Genomic DNA, 22,418 nt, shown 5'->3' on the forward strand with positions numbered 1-22,418 from the left:
ACGGGTTGTGTTGCTTTACCAAACCCCCAGGGTGGGTAGGCTCGTAGGGAGCCTATCTACTCTTCACTCCCAATTCTGATATGCGTGATGCTGATGTGGTGCCGAAAGGTAAGCCATTGGCTCGATTGTGCAACAAGGATAAGTTATGGAGCATGTTTTGACTGAGTCGACTCCAAAACCCACAAGGAGCCAGCCTGCGCCCAAGCCTAGCTTTGCTGACAGGTTGCAACATTGGTTACCCAAGATTGTACTGGCGCCGACCGCGTTAGTGACCGTGGTGTGTATCTACGGCTATATATTCTGGACGGCGGCGCTGTCGTTTACGAATTCTCGATTTTTACCGAGCTTCAACTTTGTTGGTTTAGCTCAATATGAAAAGCTGATGGACAACGATCGCTGGATCACCTCAATCACCAACCTCGGTGTGTTTGGTTTTCTGTTCATGGCGATTGCTATCTTGTTGGGTGTGGGTTTGGCGGTATTGCTTGACCAGAACATCCGTCAAGAAGGCGCGATTCGTACCATTTATTTATACCCAATGGCCTTGTCATTCATCGTGACGGGTACCGCTTGGAAATGGATTCTCAATCCGGGCCTTGGCATTGAAAAACTGATGCAAGATTGGGGCTTTACCGACTTCAAATTCGATTGGTTAGTCGACTCTGAAATGTCGGTCTATACCTTGGTTATCGCAGCACTTTGGCAGTCGTCAGGCTTCGTGATGGCGATGTTCTTAGCCGGCCTTCGTGGCATTGATTCTTCAATCATCAAAGCCGCTCAAATTGATGGGGCAAGCTTACCCACTATTTATCTGAAAATCATTCTACCTTGCTTGCGCCCTGTGGTTTTCAGCGCGGTGATCATCACCTCACACATTGCGATTAAGAGTTTCGACCTTGTGACCGCGATGACAGCGGGTGGCCCAGGTTATTCATCGGATCTTCCTGCGCTATTCATGTACGCACACTCATTTACGCGTGGACAAATCGGCCTTGGTGCTGCCAGTGCCATGATGATGCTTGCTGGTATCTTAGCGATTCTCGTGCCTTATCTTTACTCTGAACTTAGGGAGAAAAAGTCATGATGAATAACATCAATTTTGCTCGAATCTTTATTTATTCAGCACTGCTTTTCTTCTGCTTGGTGTATCTAATGCCATTGTTTGTCATGGCGCTGACCTCATTCAAAACTCTGCCAGACATCAAGGCAGGTAACTTGATGAGCTTACCGAAAGAGTGGGTGTTTGATGCTTGGTATAAAGCGTGGGACACCGCCTGTACGGGCGTGAAATGTGAAGGCATCAAAGGCTACTTCTGGAACTCGTTCCAAATGGTGATTCCTGCGGTTGCGATTTCAACATTGCTCGGTGCATTCAATGGTTATGTAGTGACGAAATGGCAATTCCGAGGCTCGAATCTGTTCTTCAGCTTACTGTTGTTTGGTTGCTTCATTCCGTTCCAAGTGGTGCTACTACCAATGGCAACCATGCTCGGCAAGATGGGGCTAGCGAACACAACCATCGGCTTGGTGATTGTGCACGTTATCTACGGCATGGCGTTTACAACTCTGTTTTTCCGTAACTTCTACATCTCGATTCCGGATGAATTGATCAAAGCAGCAAAACTGGATGGTGCAGGCTTCTTTACGATTTTCTTCAAGATCTTATTACCGATCTCTACGCCTATCATCATGGTGACGGTGATCTGGCAGTTCACCGCAATCTGGAACGATTTCTTGTTCGGGGTGGTGTATTCCGGCTCAGAGACTCTGCCAATCACCGTAGCATTAAATAACTTAGTCAACACCAGCACGGGCGTTAAAGAATACAACGTCGACATGGCTGCCGCGATCATCGCCGCACTGCCAACGCTGTTGGTGTATGTCTTCGCAGGAAAATATTTTGTTCGTGGCCTAACGGCAGGATCAGTAAAAGGATAATTACCCATGGCAACATTAGATTTAAAACAGATCCGTAAAACCTATCGCAACGCGGACAACGAAACGTTAAAGGGCATCGACATCAGTATCGATTCGGGGGAATTTTTGATACTTGTCGGCCCTTCGGGGTGTGGGAAATCCACCTTGATGAACACCATCGCTGGGCTAGAGAGTATTAGCTCGGGTGAGATTGTAATTGATGGCATAGACGTGGCGCAGGTTGAACCTAAAGATCGCGATATCGCGATGGTATTCCAGTCGTACGCGCTTTATCCAAACATGACGGTACGCGGCAATATCGCTTTCGGTTTGAAGATCCGCAAGATGCCGCAACAAGAGATCGATGCTGAGGTTAATCGAGTGGCTGAAATGCTGCAAATCGAACAACTGCTTGATCGTAAACCATCGCAGCTATCTGGTGGTCAGCGTCAACGTGTCGCTATGGGGCGCGCTTTGGCGCGTCGTCCTAAGCTGTATCTGTTCGATGAGCCGCTTTCTAACTTGGATGCCAAGCTACGTGTCGAGATGCGACACCAGATCAAACGTCTGCACCAAAAGCTGAACACCACCATTGTCTACGTGACCCATGACCAAATCGAGGCGATGACCTTGGCTGACCGTATTGCGGTGATGAAAGATGGTGAACTGCAGCAACTCGGTACGCCGCAAGAGATCTACACCAAGCCAAATAACATGTTCGTGGCGGGCTTTATGGGTTCACCATCTATGAACTTCATTAAGACCATGGTGGATTTGGATGATGAGCAGAATCCGATCATCAAAGTAACGGGTACAGCTGAGCAAGAGCACCACATTCGTTTGCCACAAAGTATGCGTGACCAAGACGGCAAAGAGTTGGTGATTGGGCTGCGTCCAGAACACATTACTGAACAGGAAGGCGATGATGTTTCTGCCTCCACAAAGCTAGACTTACAGCTGGAGGTATTGGAACCGACAGGGCCAGATACTATCGCTATGGTCAAAGTGAATGACCAAGAAGTCGCGTGTCGCTTGTCTCCGGAATTTGAGGTGTCGGTTGGGCAAATGGCGCCGCTGCATTTTGACCTATCCAAAGCCGTATTCTTCGATGCTCAGACGGAAGCGAGAATCGACTTCTAACTTCTAGTTGCTGAGTTAGTTTAACAATCAAAGTTCATGTCAAAACCAAAGGTAGTATCACCAACGAGTAATAAGTAAGGTGATGCTGCCTTTTTTGTTGTTTTAGCCGCTTTTTATTCCTCACAAAAACAGAGGGATAACCAAGTTAAATGCTTTAACAGCAATAATATCGCGATTTAGTATCTCTTAGCTCTATAAAGCTGACGTAGAACAGCGTAGGATCGACTCAACTTTAGACCAAATACTAGGTTGCACTTTGGTGCATAAACAGAAGAATACATGAAACTAACAGCAAAACCCTCAGCTAGTAACGCTTTACTTATTTCTATTACGACACCGGACTTCAAAGGTGACGAAGCAAAAGAGTCTCTTGCCGAACTTGCTCGCTTAGTAACAACCCTAGGGTTTAAAGTCGTCGGTACACAATCGCAGCACCACAGTTCAGCTCAACGACAAAACGTGTTGGGTGCTGGTAAGCTTGCGGAAATTGCTCATCTAACCGGTTACCAAGGTTCGATTGAAGAAGCAGAGGATGAAGACTTCCTTGATGAATCAGGTCTATTTGATTCAGAAATCGACGAGCTAGATTTTGATGATCTTCCAACGGGCAATTTCCAATACGGCGCCGCTGATGTTGTGGTCTTTGACTGTGATTTAAGCCCATCTCAACTGCGTACTGTTGAGGCTAGTTTGGGTGTGGAAGTATTTGACCGTACTGGCATCATCATCGAAATCTTCAGCCGTCACGCTCGTACTCGTACTGCTCGCCTGCAAGTTGATATCGCTCGTCTAAACTACTTAGTGCCTCGACTTCGTGAAACGGCTGAGGGTGATAAAGAGCGTCAAATGGGTCAGGGCGCTGGTGAAACTTCACTAGAGCTAGACCGTCGTAACGTACGTGACCAAATTGCTGCGCTTAAGCGTGAGCTAGTAAGCGTACAAGATGAAATGAAGACCCGACGCACAAGACGCGCGGAGCTTTTCACTGTTGCTTTAGTTGGCTACACCAATGCCGGTAAGTCTTCGATGATGCGTGCAATGACCGCAACCGAAGTGGTGGGTGAAGATAAACTGTTCGCAACGCTAGACACCACGGTTCGTGCGCTTCAACCAATCACTCAACCGCGTATTCTGGTTTCAGATACAGTGGGTTTCATCAAGAAATTGCCACACGATCTGGTTGCTTCGTTCCACTCAACACTAGCAGAAGCGCATGATGCTTCATTGCTGCTTTATGTCGTTGATGCTTCTGACGTTTCATTCCGAGCTCAGCTTGATGTGGTACACGACGTATTAGCACAAGTGGGCGTTGAAGGTAGCGAAAAACTATTAGTGCTGAATAAGTGCGATAGACTGAGTGAAGAAGATCAGTTAGCGCTGATTGAAGAATTCCCAGACGCGATGCTAACGTCGACTCGTGATCCGTTAGATATAACGAAACTGCACAAGTACATCGTTGGTGTTGCTGAAGAAGGCATGATCGAAGAAGAGATCACGATTCCTTATTCTGGACAAGGCATCATCGGTGAGATTCGCTCAAACATGAGTGTGGTTAAAGAAGAATACGACTACGAGTGTATTAAGTTGACCGTTCGCTCTAGTGAAATTGACTTAGCTCGACTGAAAAAGCGTATGCAGAAATCTTGATCGTCTATCTAGTTTAGATAAGAACGCCTAAAGAAAAAGCGACCTAAGTGGTCGCTTTTTTTATTGGTTGAGCCTAGCTAATCTAAGTTTAGCTAACTCATGAGTTACTTACGCCATTCTTTGCGTTGGCTTCCAACGTGCTAGCTCTGGATCAAGCTTGATACCTTGTGAGGTCAGCAAGTTAACACGAGCCAAGTACGCAGCACCGTGCATCAAATGCTTAGCAAGGTCGACCGCATTACGCTGTTGGTAATCGTCTAGGTAGCTGTCTTTCGCCCATGCGTTGAATGCGCCAAGTGCAGGACCAGCCCATACTTGATAATCCATCTCACGACCTTGTTCGCCCGTGTTTGACCAACGGCTAGAAAGACCCAAGTACCAACGGAAGATCAACGCCATTTTACGTTTTGGATTGCCTTCAGCACGTTCGATCTGTTTAGGGTCGCGCTCGTTAAAGTGCGCCACAGTGCCAGCCCAAATGTCATCCAGTGTTGAACGGAATACTTGCTTCTCTAGCTTTTGACGCTCTTCAGCTGGAATCGCTTTAATCGAGTCGTAACGTGTGTAGATCTCGTACAGCTTGTTCGCACGCATTGGGAATAAAGTACCGCGCTTAACCACTTGCAGTTTTACGCCCATTTCGAACATGTCTGCTGCCGGAGCCATAGTCACGTCAGCCATTTCGGTTGTCGAAAGTAGCTTACGAGTGTGCTCGCTCGCGCCAGCCTCAACACACGCTTGGTTGATAGAACCGGTAACAATGTATGCCGCGCCCATGTTAAACGTTGCTAGAGCCGCGTCAGGCGTACCTACGCCACCACCACAACCGACACGTAGCGGTGTTTTAAATTGGTACTGAGCTTGGATTTGCTCTTTCAGGGCAAGAATCGTTGGTAGTAAGGTAACCAGCGGACGGTTATCGGTGTGACCACCAGAATCGGCTTCTGCAGTGATGTCGTCCGCCATAGGAACAAGCTGTGCTAGCTCCATCTGTTCTGCTGTGATTCGGCCTTCATCCACTAAAGCTTGCAGCATTTTCACAGGAGCAGGTTGCATGAATTTACTTGCGACTTCAGTACGGCTTACTTTAGCAATAACCTTGTTGCCAATCTGAATCTCACCTTGTGCATCGCGGCTAAGGCCCGCTGCACGGTAGTGAACGATTTGCGGTGTTAGACCTAAGAAAGCAGAAGCCTCAACCGTTTTTACTTTATGCTTCAAAAACAGCTCAACACTGCCGCGCTCTAGTGCGGGTTCGCTTGGGCTGTGAATCAGGTTAAACGCGTAAGGACCGTTTGGCAGTGCTGCTTGAATGCGGTTAATCGCTTGCTCAACACGAGACGGGATTAAACCCGCCGCGCCAAATGAACAAAGAATGCCAGCTTGGCCAAGCGCAATCACCAACTCTTCAGATGAAATGCCATTTGCCATTGCGCCAGCGTAGTAAGCGTATTTCACGCCGTGGCAGCGACGAAAATCTTCGTCGCCTAGGCTTTGTGTACCAAGAGCCGGAGCAAATGCGCTAACAGGTTGGCTGTTCGCAGAGCTTGCTGAATCGCCTGATGCAATCTCAGCTTGTTGGCTTACTCCTAGGCCTTTTTCTGGGTGGTTCACTACGTAACAAGCAAGGCTTAAATCTTTCAAGATTGTCGACATTGCAGCGTTATCGAAACGCGTTGTGTTCTCTTCGATCTGCCAAGGCCACGGAGATAGCTTTTCATTATTGATTGTAGTTTGAGTTGTCATACTAAATTCTTTCCTAATTCTCTGTCTCTAATGGCGGCTTATGCTTTATCGATAGCAGGAGCTTCTTCGATACAAATTGCGATGTCTTTCACTTCGTAAATACGCAAACCATCTTTGCTCAGGTTTGCGTCGCCAACGATGATACATTTGCCGTCTTCGTCTTTAATCGCAGTGATGTGTACATCCAGAGACATCTGTTTGTTCAGAGGGTTAATCTGACCACGATATTTCCATTTCACTTCCGATTGGATTTGACCAAACTTAGGATTGCGGAAGCCAGCGCCAAGATCTTTGTTTAGCGCATAGGTTTGCATTAGTTCGATGATTGCTTCGACACCAAGAGAACCTGGCATTACCGGATCTTGATGGAAGTGGAACTGGAAGAACCAATCGCTTGGGTCAATCGTACGCTCAGCGTATAGGTAACCCAGACCGTCTTTACCACCATCGCTGGTGATCTGCACCGTATCGATAAAGTTCAAGCGACCGCCAGCCAGTTGGTAGTGCTCTTGTACTTCACCAGTAGCAGAAACAGGTGCATTGAAGTAACGCGTCGTTTTGTCTAGTAGGTTGATGTTTACATCCGGCGTGCGGTTGTTATCAACGTGCCAAGGGTGAGTTACTTTACCGTTGTCCAAACCCAGCTGATCTTTCAGGGCTGCGCCTTTGAAGTAACCAAATACCGCTGTACCTTGGTAGAAAGGTACGCCGTCAGTGCTCAGTTCGAAGCTGAAGCTCTGTACGATGTTGGTGCCCATCATTACCGTTGAAAGCAGACGAGAATCGTTGGTGATCGTTTTGCCGCGTAAGTCGACGTTACGCAACATTTTTCCGCTGCCGTCTAGGTTACGGAAAAACAGTTCTTCACCTGGGAAGCCCAGTGTGGTGCCCATGTAGCCTGAGATGAAGCCGTTTGGCTGCAGTGAAATCTCCATCAACACCGAGTAAGGCATTAAGGAGTGGTGGCTGTTTTCATCAAAGTACCATGCATTTTCTGGCACTTCGTATTCAGCGATACACGATGAAGGCTTCTTGAAGTCGCCACGCTTACCGTCGATCTCAACAACACGAGTGGTTAGCTGTAGGTCGCCACACGGAGTACGTGGTGGAATCATGCCACGGTAGATAGAGAAATCAGGACCGAAACATTTCTCGATATCGCCAGTCGCGAATTCGAACATGTGATAAGGCGTGAATGGAACCGTATCGGGTGTGCGGTTCGGGTAATCAGGAGTCACCGGCGCTTCAACGTGTTGAAGAGGAACGACACCTTTGTTTGGTGCAGTTTCTAGGTCTTCAATTTGAGCCATCAATGGCGCATTTGCTGAAGCTTGTTGGTTCACCGCTGGCGTATGGCCCAAGCTTTTATGGTCCAAGCTTTCGATAACAGGGGTCGCGACAGCTGTTTCTAAAGAAGGCAGGTAACGAGTACATTCGTCGTCTTCTTTGATCATCACACCTAAGTTTTGGAAATCAACAATCACTTTGCCGTTCAGCAAAATATCGATGTTAGCTTTCGCGTATGGGCGAGGGCTTAGACCAATCTCAGTCACTTCCATGCGGTACGTCAGTTCTGCCGATTGTGGTAGAACTTGACCACGACAGCGTACTTGTTGAGGGGCATTTTCAAGCGGTTGGAAACGACCATTTTGAACAAGCGTGTGCATGCCAAGGTGCATCATGAAGAATTGCAGCAGTTGACCACAACCTTCTGCCATCAAAGAGCCAGCCATTACTGAGTCATCTTTGAAGTGACAAGGGAAGTACCAGTGCTCAGGCTCTAGCTGTTTGTGACCTTCAATCAGACCAAGTCCCCATGTGCCACCTTGCGGTTCAACACGGCTAACCTTTTCGATCATCATGAACTTCTCTGCGCTGAAGCACAAAGAAGGCTGGTGGCGATCAGATTGGTGAGTCGGGCCAAAACACTCTGCGATGTTGGCAGTCAGTAGGTGGCGCAGTTCTTGGTGGTTAAACTGCGTTTTAGGGCAATGTAACATAGGGTCGAAACGTTGCTTAGTCGCAAGCTTACGAGCCTTGATTTCATCTTCAGTGTGAATCACACCTTTGCCGTCTGCTAGCTCTTCGTCAGTGAAGAAGCCTGCACAACCGTTATCCATTTTCAGGATCATCTTGTCGCCAACGAAACATTCGTACGAGAAGAAGAACAGTAGCGTGTCGCCATTGCGAGCAAAGCTGTTGATTGAGATGTCGTAACGCAGCGTATCGCCACCACGAGGCAAGTCGCCAAGGAAGGTCAGCGTACAGTCAAGTAAGCGATAAACACGCTCGCCTTTGTTTTCAAAATCGATACCTAGGTAGCTGATCAGCATTAGGTCACACTGACCGGATTCTACCGCTACAGCCCAAGGGATCTGATCATCGACAAGATACGGCGCATCAACTGGGATGTCGTACTCTGTGGTCATGGTGCTTGGCTTGTACTCGTTCACTGTCGCGTTGAGCTTGGTTACACGAGATACCAATAGGTAGTCTGTGGTTGGTAGGCGAACGCGGCGCGAGTAGCTATCGATGATCGCGTAGTCAGGGCCAAATACATTGGCGATGTCGCCTTCAGCGTATTCAACCAGATCATCGTAATCCCAGATACATGGTTTACGGATAGGTTTTACTGGTGCTGGTGTCGCAAGTGCGTTTACTGGCGCTGACTGAACCTGAGCTGGTTGAGCTTGCACAGGCTGAGTTGATGTTTCGGCTGAGCTATCTAAACCAGACGTAATTGCGTTTAACTGTGCTTTTAATAGCGCATCAGCCATCTGCATGCCTTGGGCTCGAGTGTGCAGGAATGCTTTGTGTACCTGTTGAGCTGCTTGCTGATTTTGAGCAAAAGCTTGGTTGTGTGGTGTTACAGACGGCTGTGATGCTGCATCCGTATTAGCGTCGATATTTGATACGCCATTTTTAGCGGATAGGACATGAGTCATATTGCTGTGGTTACCTGTTAGCTGACTGTGGCGAGTTGGCGCCAGAGTAGGGGATACTGATGTAGGAGTTTCGATGACTGGCTCTACCGCGTTCTGCGCTAATGCCTTCTTCTCTAACTCTTTTTGCGCAAGGGCTGCTTTGATGTTTGCTGTCGTTGGAATCGACGCCACTTTTGCTGCTTGTTTGCCAGAAGCTTTCTGCTGAATCGTTGCCAAGTTAGTCACTGGGGTTTGGGCAATATGTTGATAGATATCGCGACCACCAAGAGTCACTTGCTTAACCAATTGACGTTTAGCATCGCTCGCCAGTTCATTGCTTAAACGAACGGAAAGTGACTGAGATTCAACACTCGACTGGCTTAGTAGCAGCTGTGAACATTGTCCTTCGCTGATGTTGGCAACAATCGCGCTCTTAGAGCTGATATTTGGATTCAGAGACTCAAGGTTCAGGTTGAGGAGACCGTGTAGCAGGCTTGCCATGCCAGAAGCTGCAGAGCAGTGACCAACACGTTGGCTCGCTTGAGTGGTCTTGGTAACTTCTAAGTTGAGAGATACAAGCTCGTGTGACAAAGACTCAGGTGCATGGTTAAGCTCAAGCAGAGAAACATCGTTTGAGCTCATACCGACTTGAGTCAGTAACTCATCAGCAACGGCGTTGTTACGCTCGCTTGAGCCAAAGGCCAATGCGTTGATGCTGCCGTAAGCCGTATCTTGGTTGCTCGCTACTCGACCTTCTTCCACAAGAACAATTGCACCTGCGCCTTCGCCCACATTCCAACTGCCGTCTTGCGGTTGTCCGAATTTTGGATCAAGCGACACTGGGCTCACGCTGTTCTTCAGAATCACATGTTCCGCACTGCCGCTTAGGTCGACGGCTGCAATTACGACTGCATCCATCGATTCTTGCGACATTAGGTTTTGCGCGACATCGATACAACGAGCAACCGACTGTTCAGCGGCTGAAATCGTAAAGGCAGGGCCGTTAAAGTCCCACAACGAAGAGATGCGCGAAGCCATGATGTTGCCGATGAAACTGGTGTATTGGTTCAGCTTGGCTGCGTCCATCACACTGTCCATCGCGATGGTTTCTAGCGCTTGGTATTCGTCTTGAGTTAGTTCGATACCCATGTTGGCAAAGCTGTCAGCCAATTGGCTATGCAGGTTTACGCGTCCACGGAATTGGTGCATCTCAAGCTCTGTTTCCATCGCAACTAAAACCGCAACCTTTTGGCCTGCAATAAGCTTGGCATCTTTGATGGCTTCGTCTGCAACTTTCATCAGTAGCAATTGCTGAGAGATCAAACGGTCATCTTCATTAGGCGGCACTTTAAAGCGCAGGAAGTCGAGATCGAACTGATCGATATAGGCTCCGTTTGGAATGCCGTGTAAACCAAACTGATTCAGTAGTTCTGGATGTTGGTCTAAGCCTTTCCAGCGTTTCTTAGGCAAAGCAATGAAAGCATCGTTGTTGGTTTCAATCGCAGTGCTTAGCGCATTGATGCTTTGCAGAGAGCCGAAGTGAGACGCGAGACCAGTAATGCTTAAATTAGACGGTTGTAGGCTTGGAGATACTGATTCTGGAATCTGGTTTACATGACTCGTGTCTGAATACGCTTCAAGCAGTAAGTGAGCGTTACAACCACCGAAACCAAATACAGAAACACCCGCGCAGCGCTCTGAGTTACCCGCTTTACTTGGCCAAGGTTGAACCTGCGTTGGCAGAGTCTGTGGGCCAAATAAACCTTCAGGCGACGATAGTGGCTTGTCCAAATTAATACTTGGCGGAAGAACACCTTCTTTCATCGCAAAAATCATCTTCATGATCCCCGGCATACCCGCCGCAGTCAGTAAGTGACCGAGGTTGGACTTCGCAGAGCCAATCAATGGCGGGTTAGAACCATTCAGTTTGTCAGCAAAGAAACGTTCCATTGAGGTTAGCTCAACCTTGTCACCTAACGGTGTGCCGGTTGCGTGACACTCAATTACTTCGATGCTGTCTGGTGTTAGGTTAGAAGCTTCGTAAGCGCGTTCAAAGGCTTGTACTTGTCCTTTGCTATTTGGGCTTAATACGAACTGGCCACGGCCATCGTTCGACAAGCCAATACCGCTGACGACTGCGTAAATGTTATCGCCATCACGCTCTGCATCGGCTAAGCGTTTTAGGACTAAAACCCCCGCACCTTCGCCAGCAAATAGACCTTTACTGTTGCTATCAAACGGAACCGACACACCGTGGTCTGGGTAAGCGTGGAAGATGGAGAAACCCATGTTGATAAAGAATGGGTCAGCACCGGATACCGCACCTGCCAACATCATGTCGGCTTTGCCCGTGTTCAAGTAATCACACGCTAACTTCAATGAATACACTGAGCTTGCGCATGCCGCATCTAGGCTAAGTTGCACGTTGCCTAAACCTAGCGCATCAGCCACTAACTTAGAGGCGTTATGTGCTGCAGCACCATTGATAGGGTTGAGGTCTTGCGCGGTTTCATTGGTTGGCAGCAGTGAAAACTGGTCATTAGCCAATTTATCTTTAAGTGCTTTCTCGACCACTGAGTGATACATCGGCAGAAACAAGTCGTTTGAGCGTGTTGTTGGGAACGAAAGGGCACCCATAATCACGCCTGTGCGCTCTAAAATATTGGCATTCAGATCAATACCAACGTCGACTAACGCCTTGCGGCTGGTATCCAAAGCCCATAGGAAACTCTGGTCAACACCGTTGAATGATTCTGCTGTTAAGCGGTAGCCATTGCTATCGAAATTGAAGTTTTCGATGTAGCCGCCTTTATCGCAGTAAAAGCGGTCTGACTCACCTTGCACGCCCTGATAGCTTTCAGGTTTAGCACCTAACTTTTCAGCGCTTAATGTGGTTCGAGAATCTTTTTTATCTAGCAAGTTTTGCCAAAAGTCTTTTGGCGTATCCGCTTCTGGGTATTGGTTAGCAATACCGACAATCGCGATCTTATTGCACTTTACTTGCTGCTTATTCTTAGTTTGAGTTTGAGTTTGAGCTTGAGCTTGATATTGAGATGGCTTCGATTGAGAACTCATACTAGCTCTCCTTGATGATTCACTGCGCTGCATTGAGACACACCACTTAATTGCTTAGCGGTGGTGATCTGTTGTTCTAGCCCTTGAATAAGTGGCTCGACAGACAGTGGAATTTGATGAGTAATGAGCTGACCAATGCATTTGATGAGCGTGACAACATCATCACCGCCTTTGGCATTGGAAGCGATTGAGCAGTACTGGTCTGCTACGTTGTCGCTACGATTGATCTTGTCGATCAATGTGCTGGTTTGACGATCGGCACCCACTTCAACAAACAGGCGAGCACCTTGTTGACGCGCACTCTGGATCAACGCGGTGAAATCCAGCGTCGAACAGAAAGTGTCGGCAATCGAAAGGGCGATGCTGTCGCTGTCTATATTGATTGGTTCGCCAGTCGGTAGACCTGCTGCGCTGATAAAGCGGATATGCTTTGGCAATTCGTCGAACAGTGGTTGTGTGTAAAACTCACGCACTTGGCTATGTTGGCTCAATGCCGGTGTGGTGTGCATTGCGGTAACACGATTCGCGGCAATGCCACGTTTACCCAGTTTCTTGAGCAGAGCACGACAGGTGCTTTCACAGCCTGCCAGTACGCAAGTGTCACCTTGGATAATGGCAAGGTAAGCACGTGGAAACTCTGGTAACAGAGCCTCAATCGCTTGCGCATCACTGCGAACCACAAAGCTATTCCATTGGATGCTTTCGTCGCCGTTCAGCTGCCAATCTTGACGTACTGCGGTGAGTTCGCCAGAAATAGCCGTGGTGAAGATAGGACTGGTTTGAGTCATCTCAATCAGCGCATGCGGATTTTTCCAAACATTTAAGCTGGCCCACATGGAGGCTTCACCCTTGGAGTAACCCAAAGCGAAATCTGGCTGCACTTTGAATTCATCACACAAGAGCTGCGTTAGTAAATAACTACTGCCGACACCTGCAATTGCCAATTCACTGAGCGACATTTCTTGCGAGTTTTCTGCGTAGGTTTTGTCAGCCTGCAGCATCTCTTTCAAGTTACCTTCGCGTTCTAAGCGAGCAAATAACTGTGGGAAATGGTGGTGAAATTCGCGCAACATGCCGGGATAAACCGTGCCAACACCAGGGTAAACAAATGCAACGCCACCTTTGCTTTGAGACATCGGTGAGAAACAACTGCCTGCTGGCGTTTTGTAGTGGCTATTGTCACCCACTACTTTTGGCAACGCATTTTCTATCGCGGTGATCTCTTGTAGTGCAGCCTCAATTGAAGCGGCTTGAATCACGATGTTCGCACCACGGCCAGCATGGTGTTGAACGCTTTGAAAGTGGCTTAGGTTTGAATGCATCACGCTGGCGATAGCAAGTTCATGGTCTGCCGATTCGTTAACGCATTTAAGCTCTTCTCTTAACGAGGTTAACTGAGAAACCAGTTCGGCTTGGTCATTGCCAGAAACTACAAACATCAAACGCTCGCTGGATAGCAAGGGCTTTGGCTCATGCAAACCGGTCGCTTGAGTCAATATCAGGCTGGTGGCTTTTGGGCTATCGTCACTGAAAGTTAACGCAGCAACACGTGCTTTGTTTGGCTCAGTGAACCAGTAATGGTTAGGTAATGAATGGCTCGGTAATGAACGGCTCGATATCGCATTAACTATATTCAACAATTCATCAAACTGCTGCGAAGCCGATAAGTCAGAGTGTTGCTGTTGATGACTTAAATCTGAAGCGGGGCGGCGTGCAATATCCAGAGCTAGCTGAATGCTATTTCCGGTAGCTGTATCTACAAAGCTCGCCAAATTCGCGTGTGGGTGAATCTTATTCTGAGCAGCATTCAGCGCACTTAACATCAACAATGATGGTGAGTGATGATCCAAACAGAGCTTAACGACATTACCTTGATTGACTGTCTCGATGGCGTGAGCAAGTGCTTGATTAAAATTGCCATCAACCACAACAGTTATCATCTCTGGGAACGAGGGAAATAAGTCGGCAGAAAGCTCAGCCGCGTTTGCTGGCTGAGCTAAAAGAGCGATGCGCAATGGCATCGCTTTATTAGTAGGAACAGTCACTATGACAATTGCTCCTTTTCTGGGTTCTTAGTCGCTTCTTTCTTCGGCACTGCTGAGCTAGATTTTGGCAAAAATGCGTCATTTAAGCTCTTACTGATGGTGACTTTGGCACCTTTCATTACTGCGCTTAAACGACCATCTTGGTGGTAAAGCGAGATATCAGCTTGCAGTGAACGAGTCGTGCTTTTTATCACGCTCAGTTCTAGCCAACCTTGGTCACCATTGTGCATCGGTGCGTAACACACAAACTCACCGATTGCAGACGGTAGGCTTGCCGCGCCGTATTTCAATCGAGCCCATACCAACATGGCTTGCAACAGATAATCTTCAGCAAATGGTTGGCTATCGCCAAAGCCTTGCTTAGGAATAAATGATCCGCAGTCGCTGTTTTCAATCTGAGGCAACTGGCACTGAGCCAATAAGCCTAAGTCGTCAAAGCGCTCAACTGAGGTAATACCTTGCAATCTTGGTCCATGAAACAGAGTGCCGTCACTGTATAGAGCTTGTGCCGTTGTTACAGGTGCTGAAGTGCTGGCTTCAAAGCGTTTTGTTGACGCTTGTTGAACATCTTCAGACATTTGCACAGAGGCAACTTGCAACTGAGCTTGATACTGTGGTCGTCCTTGGCAGCTGATTACTGCTTTTAGCTGATCTTTTGATTTAGCATCAGAGGAAAGAACCAGTTTCAGCTCTTTCACTTCATCAGTATCAAAAATCACACCTTTCAGCAGTTTGTAGTTGTGAACGCTAACGTTCACCCCTAACAGTTGCTCTGCGACTTCACGCATCCATTGGATGGCACACACTGTCGGTAACACTGGGTTACCGGCAATGCAGTGATCTTGAATGAAAGGCAATGCCTTTGGATCAAGATGACGTGTCACAGTAATGCTTGTATTCAGCGGACTCTCTGCAAGGTGCACAGACTCCGCATTAAGCTTTTTTACAGCAGCTTCCTTGTTGTCAGAACCTTGCATGCTCGTACCAACCAGCAGTTGAATGCCAGTTTCGTTCAGTAGTTGAGAACTAAATAGCTCTGCACCCGCCTGAAGAGGAATTACGTACACACCGCGCTCTGTAAACATACGTTTCAGTGCTGCGTTGACCATGCCACCGTCCCACGGTCCCCAGTTGAAGCTCATCACTTTCGCTTGAGGGTTACGAGCAGACAGCTGTAGAGCCGCTTTGTTCAGGATCTCGTTGGACATTGAGTAATCGCTTTGGCCTGTGTTTCCGTAGAAACCCGCCGCCGAAGAGAACATCGCAATCAGTTTTAGCTTGCTGCTATCAAGACCACCAAGAACCGCTTCTAGTCCGCCCACTTTGGTGCCGTAAACCATGTTCAGTTCATCAAGCGTTTTGTCTTGAATATGCTTGTCAGCCAGTACACCTGCACCGTGGATAAGACCTGTGATGCCTTCGAAGTTTGCCAGTGTTTTTGCTACTGACTCATGGTTCGATACATCTAGGCTTAGGTATTCAGCGCTCGCGCCGATCTCATTGAAAGCGGCAAGTGCTGCGTTGATTTCAAGGCTGCTCAATACAGGTTTTAGCAAGGCATCTACTTTCTTCGGCGTTGGTTTGTCACCTGTTGCTTGTAGGTGAGCGATAGCCGCTGGTTTTAGCTCTTTCTCTTGCTTACCTTGTGCCCACTGAGGTAGCTCAACTGAAGTAATATGCTTACTACGACCTGCAAGAACGAAATGAGATTTACATTGCTTAGCAAGCGTCAGTGCACATTCAAACGTCACGCCTTTAGCGCCACCAGTTACGAGAACTTTGTCGCTCTTGGTGAGTTGAGCGCCTGTGTTTTTAGTTTGTGCAGCGCCTGGTGTTGTCGCAATCAGTGTTGCACGACCAGATTCACCGTTTTCCGTATGGCTAAGGCCGATTTCAACCGTGTTGGTATCGATATCGAACAGTTCACCTGTGATAGCTTCAGCTAGGTGACGAGCATCAATAGAAGCGTCAGCATCCAATGCACGGCAGAATACGTTTGACCATTCATGGCTAAGTGTCTTAGTTAGACCAGATAGAGCCGCTTGGTTAAGTTCTGCATTCGCTAATTGCTTAGTATCTAGGTAACCAAAGCCACCATCGATACGGCTTAGTGTGAAGAACACGCTACGACCAGAAACGGCATTCAGTTGGCCATTTAGGTGCTTGGCGAATAAGAACGCTGTCGTCAGTGAAGCTCTTGAGTCTGCATTCAAGTTAACCGCTTGCTCGTTGCTTTGTTTAGCATCAACGATAGCTTGTAGGTGAATGAAGCCAGCAATCACTTTGTTCGACGTTTTAAGGTCTGCTTCGATGTCGTTAATAACTGCAGTCACACCAGCATCATCGACGCTGTTGAGTGTGTAGCTTGCGATTTCACTGTTTAAAGGTGACGCGGCAGAAAGAGCACTACGCACTACAGCAACTTGAATGCCGTTAGCGGTCAACTTTTCTGCTAGAACACCGGCGTTGTGACCATCATCTGTGATCACGACACAAGCGTCTTTTGAGAAACAATCGACGAGTTTATCTGCCGCTGGTAGCTTTTTTAGCGCTACCTCATTGTGTGGAGGAAGTTCCGCTGTCGCTGTTTCTGCGATAGGCGTTACTGATTCAGCTTTAGCAGTCGCTACAGGTGCAGCAACGGATAGCTTGCTTTGCATGTAGGTAACGATTTCACCAAGAGTACGACACTCAGCTAAGTCTTCAGGGTTTAGCTCTGGCAGCGTTGGTAGCTGGTCTTGAACCGTACCCAAGATCTCAACGCGTTTAATCGAATCGATACCAAGGTCAGCTTCCATGTCCATCGCTAGGTCGAGCATTTCTGCTGGGTAGCCTGTTTTGTCGGCAACCACTTCCATCATAGTTGATTGAACGTGAGCAGGGTTTAGGTCGTTGCTCGTGCTTTCTACAGCGGCTTCTGGAGCAGGAGCTACTGTCGCTGCTTCCGAATTCGGAGCTAGCTTGCTGTTCATGTAGTCTACAATTTCACCCAGAGTACGACACTCAGCTAGGTCTTCAGGGTTTAGCTCTGGCAAGGTTGGTAGTTGGTCTTGAACCGTACCAAGGATCTCAACACGTTTGATTGAGTCGATGCCAAGGTCAGCTTCCATGTCCATTGCTAGGTCGAGCATTTCTGTTGGGTAGCCCGTTTTATCCGCTACTACGCTCAACATTGTGCTTTGAACTTGTTCTGCGTTTAAACCGTTTGATACTGCTGGCACAGATGCTTGAGCTGCTACTGGAGCAGAAGCTGGAAGCTTGCTGTTCATGTAGGCTACGATTTCGCCTAGAGTGCGACATTCAGCTAAGTCTTCAGGGTTTAGTTCTGGAAGAGTCGGTAGTTCATCTTGAACCGTACCAAGAATCTCAACACGCTTGATTGAATCGATACCAAGGTCGGCTTCCATACCCATTGCTAGATCTAGCATTTCAGTCGGGTAGCCCGTCTTCTCTGCTACCACTTCTAACATCGTCTTCTGAACAACAGCTGCATCTAGTCCATTGTTAGCTGCTGCTGGCGCCACTACTTCCGTTTTTGCTGCAACTGGTGCAGAAGTCGGAAGTTTACTGTTCATGCTTTTAGTATTCATGTAAGCAACAATTTCGCCAAGAGTGCGACACTCAGCTAAGTCTTCAGGGTTTAGCTCTGGAAGAGTAGGCAGTTCATCTTGAACCGTACCAAGAATCTCAACACGCTTGATTGAGTCGATACCAAGGTCTGCTTCCATATCCATTTCTAGATCAAGCATTTCCGTTGGGTAACCTGTCTTCTCAGCAACCACTTCTAGCATGGTTTGTTGAACGACTTTCGCATCAAGACCGTTAGCGGCTTGAACAGGAGCAGTTGCGCTTGGTTGTGCTGCCACAGGCGCTGATGCTGGCATCTTGCTGTTCATGCTTTTACTGTTCATGTAGCCGACGATTTCGCCAAGAGTACGACACTCAGCTAAATCTTCAGGGTTCAGCTCAGGTAGGTTTGGCATTTCGTCTTGAACGGTACCAAGGATCTCTACGCGCTTGATTGAGTCGATACCAAGGTCTGCTTCCATGTCCATTTCTAGATCAAGCATTTCCGTTGGGTAACCCGTTTTCTCAGCGACCACTTCTAGCATCACTTTTTCAGCATCGGCTGATTGTACTGCTACTGGTGCAGCCACAGGAGCTGGTTGTGCTTTTACTGGCACAGGCTGAGCTGCAACAGGTGCTGCTGCTTGAGCCGCTACTTGTGGTGCAGGAACGGCTTTCTGTACTGGCGTAACTTGAACAGACTGAGCTTGAACTGGTGCGGCTTGTACAGGAGCCGACTGTACTTGAGCCGACTGTACTTGAGCTACAGGCTGTTGAACGATAGCTGCTGGAGTAGTAGTTGGAGCAGCTGGAGCTTGAATTACTGGCTGAGCATTTACAGACGCAACGAAGGTTGGTTGTGCCGTTTGCACTGAACCTTGCGTCAGCATATTAAGTGCTGAGTTGTTGCTGTGTGCTTGCATCTCTAGGTAATGAGCGTGAGCTTTTAGCGTTTCAGCTTGGTGCTGGTGGAACATTTCCATAGAACGCTGTAGGTTCTCAGGAATTGCTACGCCTGCTGTTGCCATTTTCGCTTGCTCAGACATTAGGGTGTTGAACGTGTCACCGTATTGCTGAGGAATTGCAAGGAACTGCTGATGTACTTCTGCTGCTTGTTGTTGAGCATTGAAGAATGATTGCAGTGAAGACTCATCAACCGTTACTGAAGCTGTTGGTTGAATAGTCGCCGATGCAGGTTGTGCCACTTGAGGTTGCTGAGCTGCTTGTGCACTTGGCGCTGCTGCAACTGACTGTTGTACATTTGAAGCTTGAGGAGCAGCCACAGGTACTTCAACGATTTCTGTTTTAATCACTTCTTTTTCCACGATTTTCTCGACTTCAACTTTCACTTCAACAATCTCAGTCTTTTCGGTGACGTTGCCCGAAGCCAATGATTGATCCATTTTCTTACGAGTAGCAGGGCTGATGTAGTTGGTTGCATTCAGCTTGATGTTCATTGGTGATGCCTTTGCAGGTTCAGCAATGTCAGCTTGGTAAGGGTCAATGTTGTCTAATGAAACACCTGTCACGCACAGTTGAACCGCAGCTAAACGAAGCTGTTGGTCACTGTCTCCTTTAGGGCTTGGGTTGATGCTGATTGCGTAAAGTTCTTCGTTTTTATCAGCCAGTGTTTTCTCAACCAGCTTTTGAAGAATGTTTTTCGGACCGAACTCAACGAATACGCGCGCGCCTGCTTCATACATCGCTTCAATTTGCTCGCTGAAACGAACCGATTGCAGCATGTGTTGTTTGAATGCTTTCTTAATCGCTTTAGCGTCTTTGCTGTGCAGTTTGCCCGTTGCGTTTGAGTAAAGCGGCAGCGTTGGAGCGCTAAATGAAGCTTTATCAATTGCAGCTGCAAATGGCTTTTGAGCATGAGCAACAAGCGGGGTGTGGAAAGCACCAGATACTGGCAGAGCAATTGCTTTGAAGCCTTGCTCAGTTAGCGCTTGGGCTGCCTGCTGAACGGTTGCTGTTGGACCAGCAATAACCAATTGAGTCGGAGCGTTGTAGTTGGCAATGCTCACGCCTTCGAATTGGCTGATGCAGCTTTCAACGGCTGGAAGTTTGTCTGCGTCTAGAATGACCGCAAACATAGTACCGCTGTCGCCTTGTTCAGGTGTCGCCGCCATCGCATCGCCACGAGCGAAAGCTAGTTGGTAGTAATCGTCTTGCGAGATAACACCCGAAGCACATAGTGCGCTTAGTTCACCAAAGCTATGACCTGCGACCATGTCGGCCTTGAAGCCAGCTTGAGTCATGATGTCGAACTGACCCATAGACACAGTACCAATTGCACTTTGCGCATTGGCCGTGTTGGTTAACACCGCTTCTTGAGCTTTGGTTGCTTCTGGTGTGAAGGTTGGAATTGGGAACAGAATTTGCGACAGAGCCGTTTTCTTGTGCTGACCAAATACTTGATCCGCTTGAGCAAGCTGTTGGCGCATTTCTGGGTAATGACAAGCAAGCTCGCGACCCATGTTTAGGTATTGTGAACCTTGACCAGCAAATAATGCAGCCACTTTACCAGTGCCGTTTTCAGCAATCAGTGCTGACTCACGGTAGCTAGTACCGTTTGGCATTTGCCAATGTGTTTTGGTTTGGCTCTCAAGCATAGAAACCGCTTGAGTCAGTTGCGCTTGAAGGTCTGCTTGGTCAGTGACAACTAAACCAAGACGAGCGTGCTTAGCGTCAACTTCGCGTAGAGCGTGTTGCTCAACAAGCGCTTCTAATTTGAACGCAGCATCGGTAACTTGAGTCGAAACCTGCTTCAATTCATTGATCAATGCTTGACGAGATTCTGCGCTGAATAACAGAGTTTGCGGCACTTGGCGTTGGCGGTATTTGTCACCGCGAGCGTGCTCTGGCGTGTACTCTTCCAATACAACGTGGAAGTTAGTGCCACCAAAACCAAATGAGCTAATACCTGCACGGCGTGGTGTGCCGTCGACACGTTTCATCCAAGGACGAGTTTGTGTGTTTAGGTAGAATGGAGAGTTCTCGATATCCAGTTTAGGATTCGGAGCCGATACGTTGATCGTTGGCGGCAGTACTTTGTGGTGCAGTGCCAACGCAGCTTTGATTAAACCTGCAGTACCCGCAGTTGATTTGGTGTGACCAATCTGAGATTTCACAGAGCCTAACGCAATGTGTTGCTTCTCTTCATTGTTCTCGCTGAATACCGAGTTCAAGCCACCAAATTCAGCAACATCCCCTGCTGCAGTACCTGTACCGTGCGCTTCTAGTAGTCCAAGCGTGTGCGGTGCGAAACCTGCATCATCATAAGCACGTTTGAGTGCTTTTGCTTGTCCTTCAGGGCGAGGCGCGTAAATACTCTTGAACTTACCATCCGAAGAAGAACCGACACCTTTAATCACTGAGTAGATTCTGTCGCCGTCACGTTCAGCATCTTCAAGGCGCTTAAGAGCAACCATGCCGATGCCTTCACCAATCATCATGCCTTTTGAATCGATGTCGAAAGGTTGAATGGTTTCATTGGTAGTGAATGCTGGGGTTTTAGAGAAGCTCATGTACATGGTTGGTGAGTTATCAGTACACACACCACCTGTAATCATCATTTCACTGCGGCCTTCAACCAGCTCGCTCAGTGCCATGCGCATTGCGGCTAGAGAACCAGCACACGCAGCGTCTACCACACAGTTGATGCCACCAAGGTCAAAGCGGTTAGCGATACGACCTGAAATTACGTTACCCAATGAACCAGGGAATGAGTTCTCTTCCCAGTGGATGTATTGGTCTTGGAATTTTTTGATCAGCATTTCGCTGTCTTCATCGTTGATGCCACTGCTCTTGAAGACTTTTTTCAAAACAGGGTATTGGAGACGAGCATTCAAGCTTTGAGCGATCTTCTGACCACCGCCAACACCGAGTGTGATACCGATCTTATCGCGATCGTAACCTTCAGGAAGTTTCGCATCTTCAAGTACTTCTTTTGCCACGATCAGAGATAGCAGCTGTGACGTATCAGTCAGTTCAAGGATATTTGGCGGAAGGCCGAACTCCATTGGGTTGAAGTCAACTTCTGGGATGAAACCGCCGCGCTTACAGTAAGACTTGTCTGGCGTAGTACGATCTGAATCGTAGTAATCTTCTGGGCGCCAGTGTGTATTAGGCACTTCGGTAATTGCATCGATCTTTTCGCTGATCAAATCCCAGAATTTGTTTAGGTAGCGAGAGTTCGCAAACATGCTTGCCATACCAACGATAGCAATTGGCATGTCTTTTAGGCGTTTATTAAGTCGAGTGTCGTCGACTGATTCCGGTGTATTTTTTTCGGGTTGGCTCATTATGAGTCTCCACTTGAAATCACTGAGGGCGATGTCGTGTTTTGAGGCTG

8 protein-coding genes are annotated in these 22,418 nt (G+C 47.9%); 4 read left to right on the plus strand and 4 right to left on the minus strand.

Annotated elements, in window-relative coordinates; genetic code table 11:
- Positions 1-145: 145 nt before the first annotated feature.
- The 4 genes from AB4371_RS04190 (at position 146) to hflX (ending at position 4,704) form a co-directional block, all read left to right on the plus strand.
- A complete protein-coding gene (locus AB4371_RS04190; protein ID WP_017060634.1) occupies positions 146-1,084 on the plus strand; it encodes a carbohydrate ABC transporter permease in 939 nt (312 codons plus the stop codon).
- Positions 1,081-1,938, plus strand: coding sequence for a carbohydrate ABC transporter permease (locus tag AB4371_RS04195; protein WP_372149077.1), 858 nt, complete (start codon positions 1,081-1,083; stop codon positions 1,936-1,938). The genes AB4371_RS04190 and AB4371_RS04195 overlap by 4 nt, the downstream gene beginning before the upstream one ends.
- 6 nt (positions 1,939-1,944) lie before the next feature.
- Positions 1,945-3,057, plus strand: coding sequence for an ABC transporter ATP-binding protein (locus tag AB4371_RS04200; RefSeq protein ID WP_372149080.1), 1,113 nt, complete (start codon positions 1,945-1,947; stop codon positions 3,055-3,057).
- A 279-nt stretch (positions 3,058-3,336) separates the two neighbouring features.
- Entirely contained in the window at positions 3,337-4,704 is a 1,368-nt protein-coding gene (gene hflX, locus AB4371_RS04205; protein ID WP_136982091.1) for a GTPase HflX, read from the plus strand.
- 108 nt (positions 4,705-4,812) lie between these two features.
- Here hflX and pfaD read toward each other — a convergent pair whose 3' ends face one another.
- From pfaD to AB4371_RS04225, 4 genes are read right to left on the minus strand one after another with little or no spacing between them, the layout of a single operon-like run.
- On the minus strand, positions 4,813-6,450 hold the full coding sequence (pfaD, locus tag AB4371_RS04210; protein WP_372149083.1) for an eicosapentaenoate synthase subunit PfaD: 1,638 nt from the start codon (positions 6,448-6,450) through the stop codon (positions 4,813-4,815).
- A 38-nt stretch (positions 6,451-6,488) separates the two neighbouring features.
- A complete protein-coding gene (locus AB4371_RS04215) occupies positions 6,489-12,449 on the minus strand; it encodes a beta-ketoacyl synthase N-terminal-like domain-containing protein (RefSeq protein ID WP_372149086.1) in 5,961 nt (1,986 codons plus the stop codon).
- Positions 12,446-14,494: a PfaB family protein gene (locus tag AB4371_RS04220; protein WP_372102817.1), complete on the minus strand. Its 2,049-nt coding sequence runs from the start codon at positions 14,492-14,494 to the stop codon at positions 12,446-12,448. Before AB4371_RS04220 ends, AB4371_RS04215 begins: the two co-directional genes overlap by 4 nt.
- Positions 14,494-22,368 carry a phosphopantetheine-binding protein gene (locus AB4371_RS04225; protein ID WP_372149088.1) on the minus strand — a complete coding sequence of 2,625 codons (7,875 nt, stop codon included), beginning with the start codon at positions 22,366-22,368 and terminating at the stop codon, positions 14,494-14,496. Before AB4371_RS04225 ends, AB4371_RS04220 begins: the two co-directional genes overlap by 1 nt.
- Positions 22,369-22,418 lie beyond the last annotated feature (50 nt).

The sequence above is a fragment of the Vibrio sp. 10N.261.51.A3 genome, assembly GCF_041471965.1.
Classification (GTDB): Bacteria; Pseudomonadota; Gammaproteobacteria; order Enterobacterales; family Vibrionaceae; genus Vibrio; species Vibrio crassostreae_C.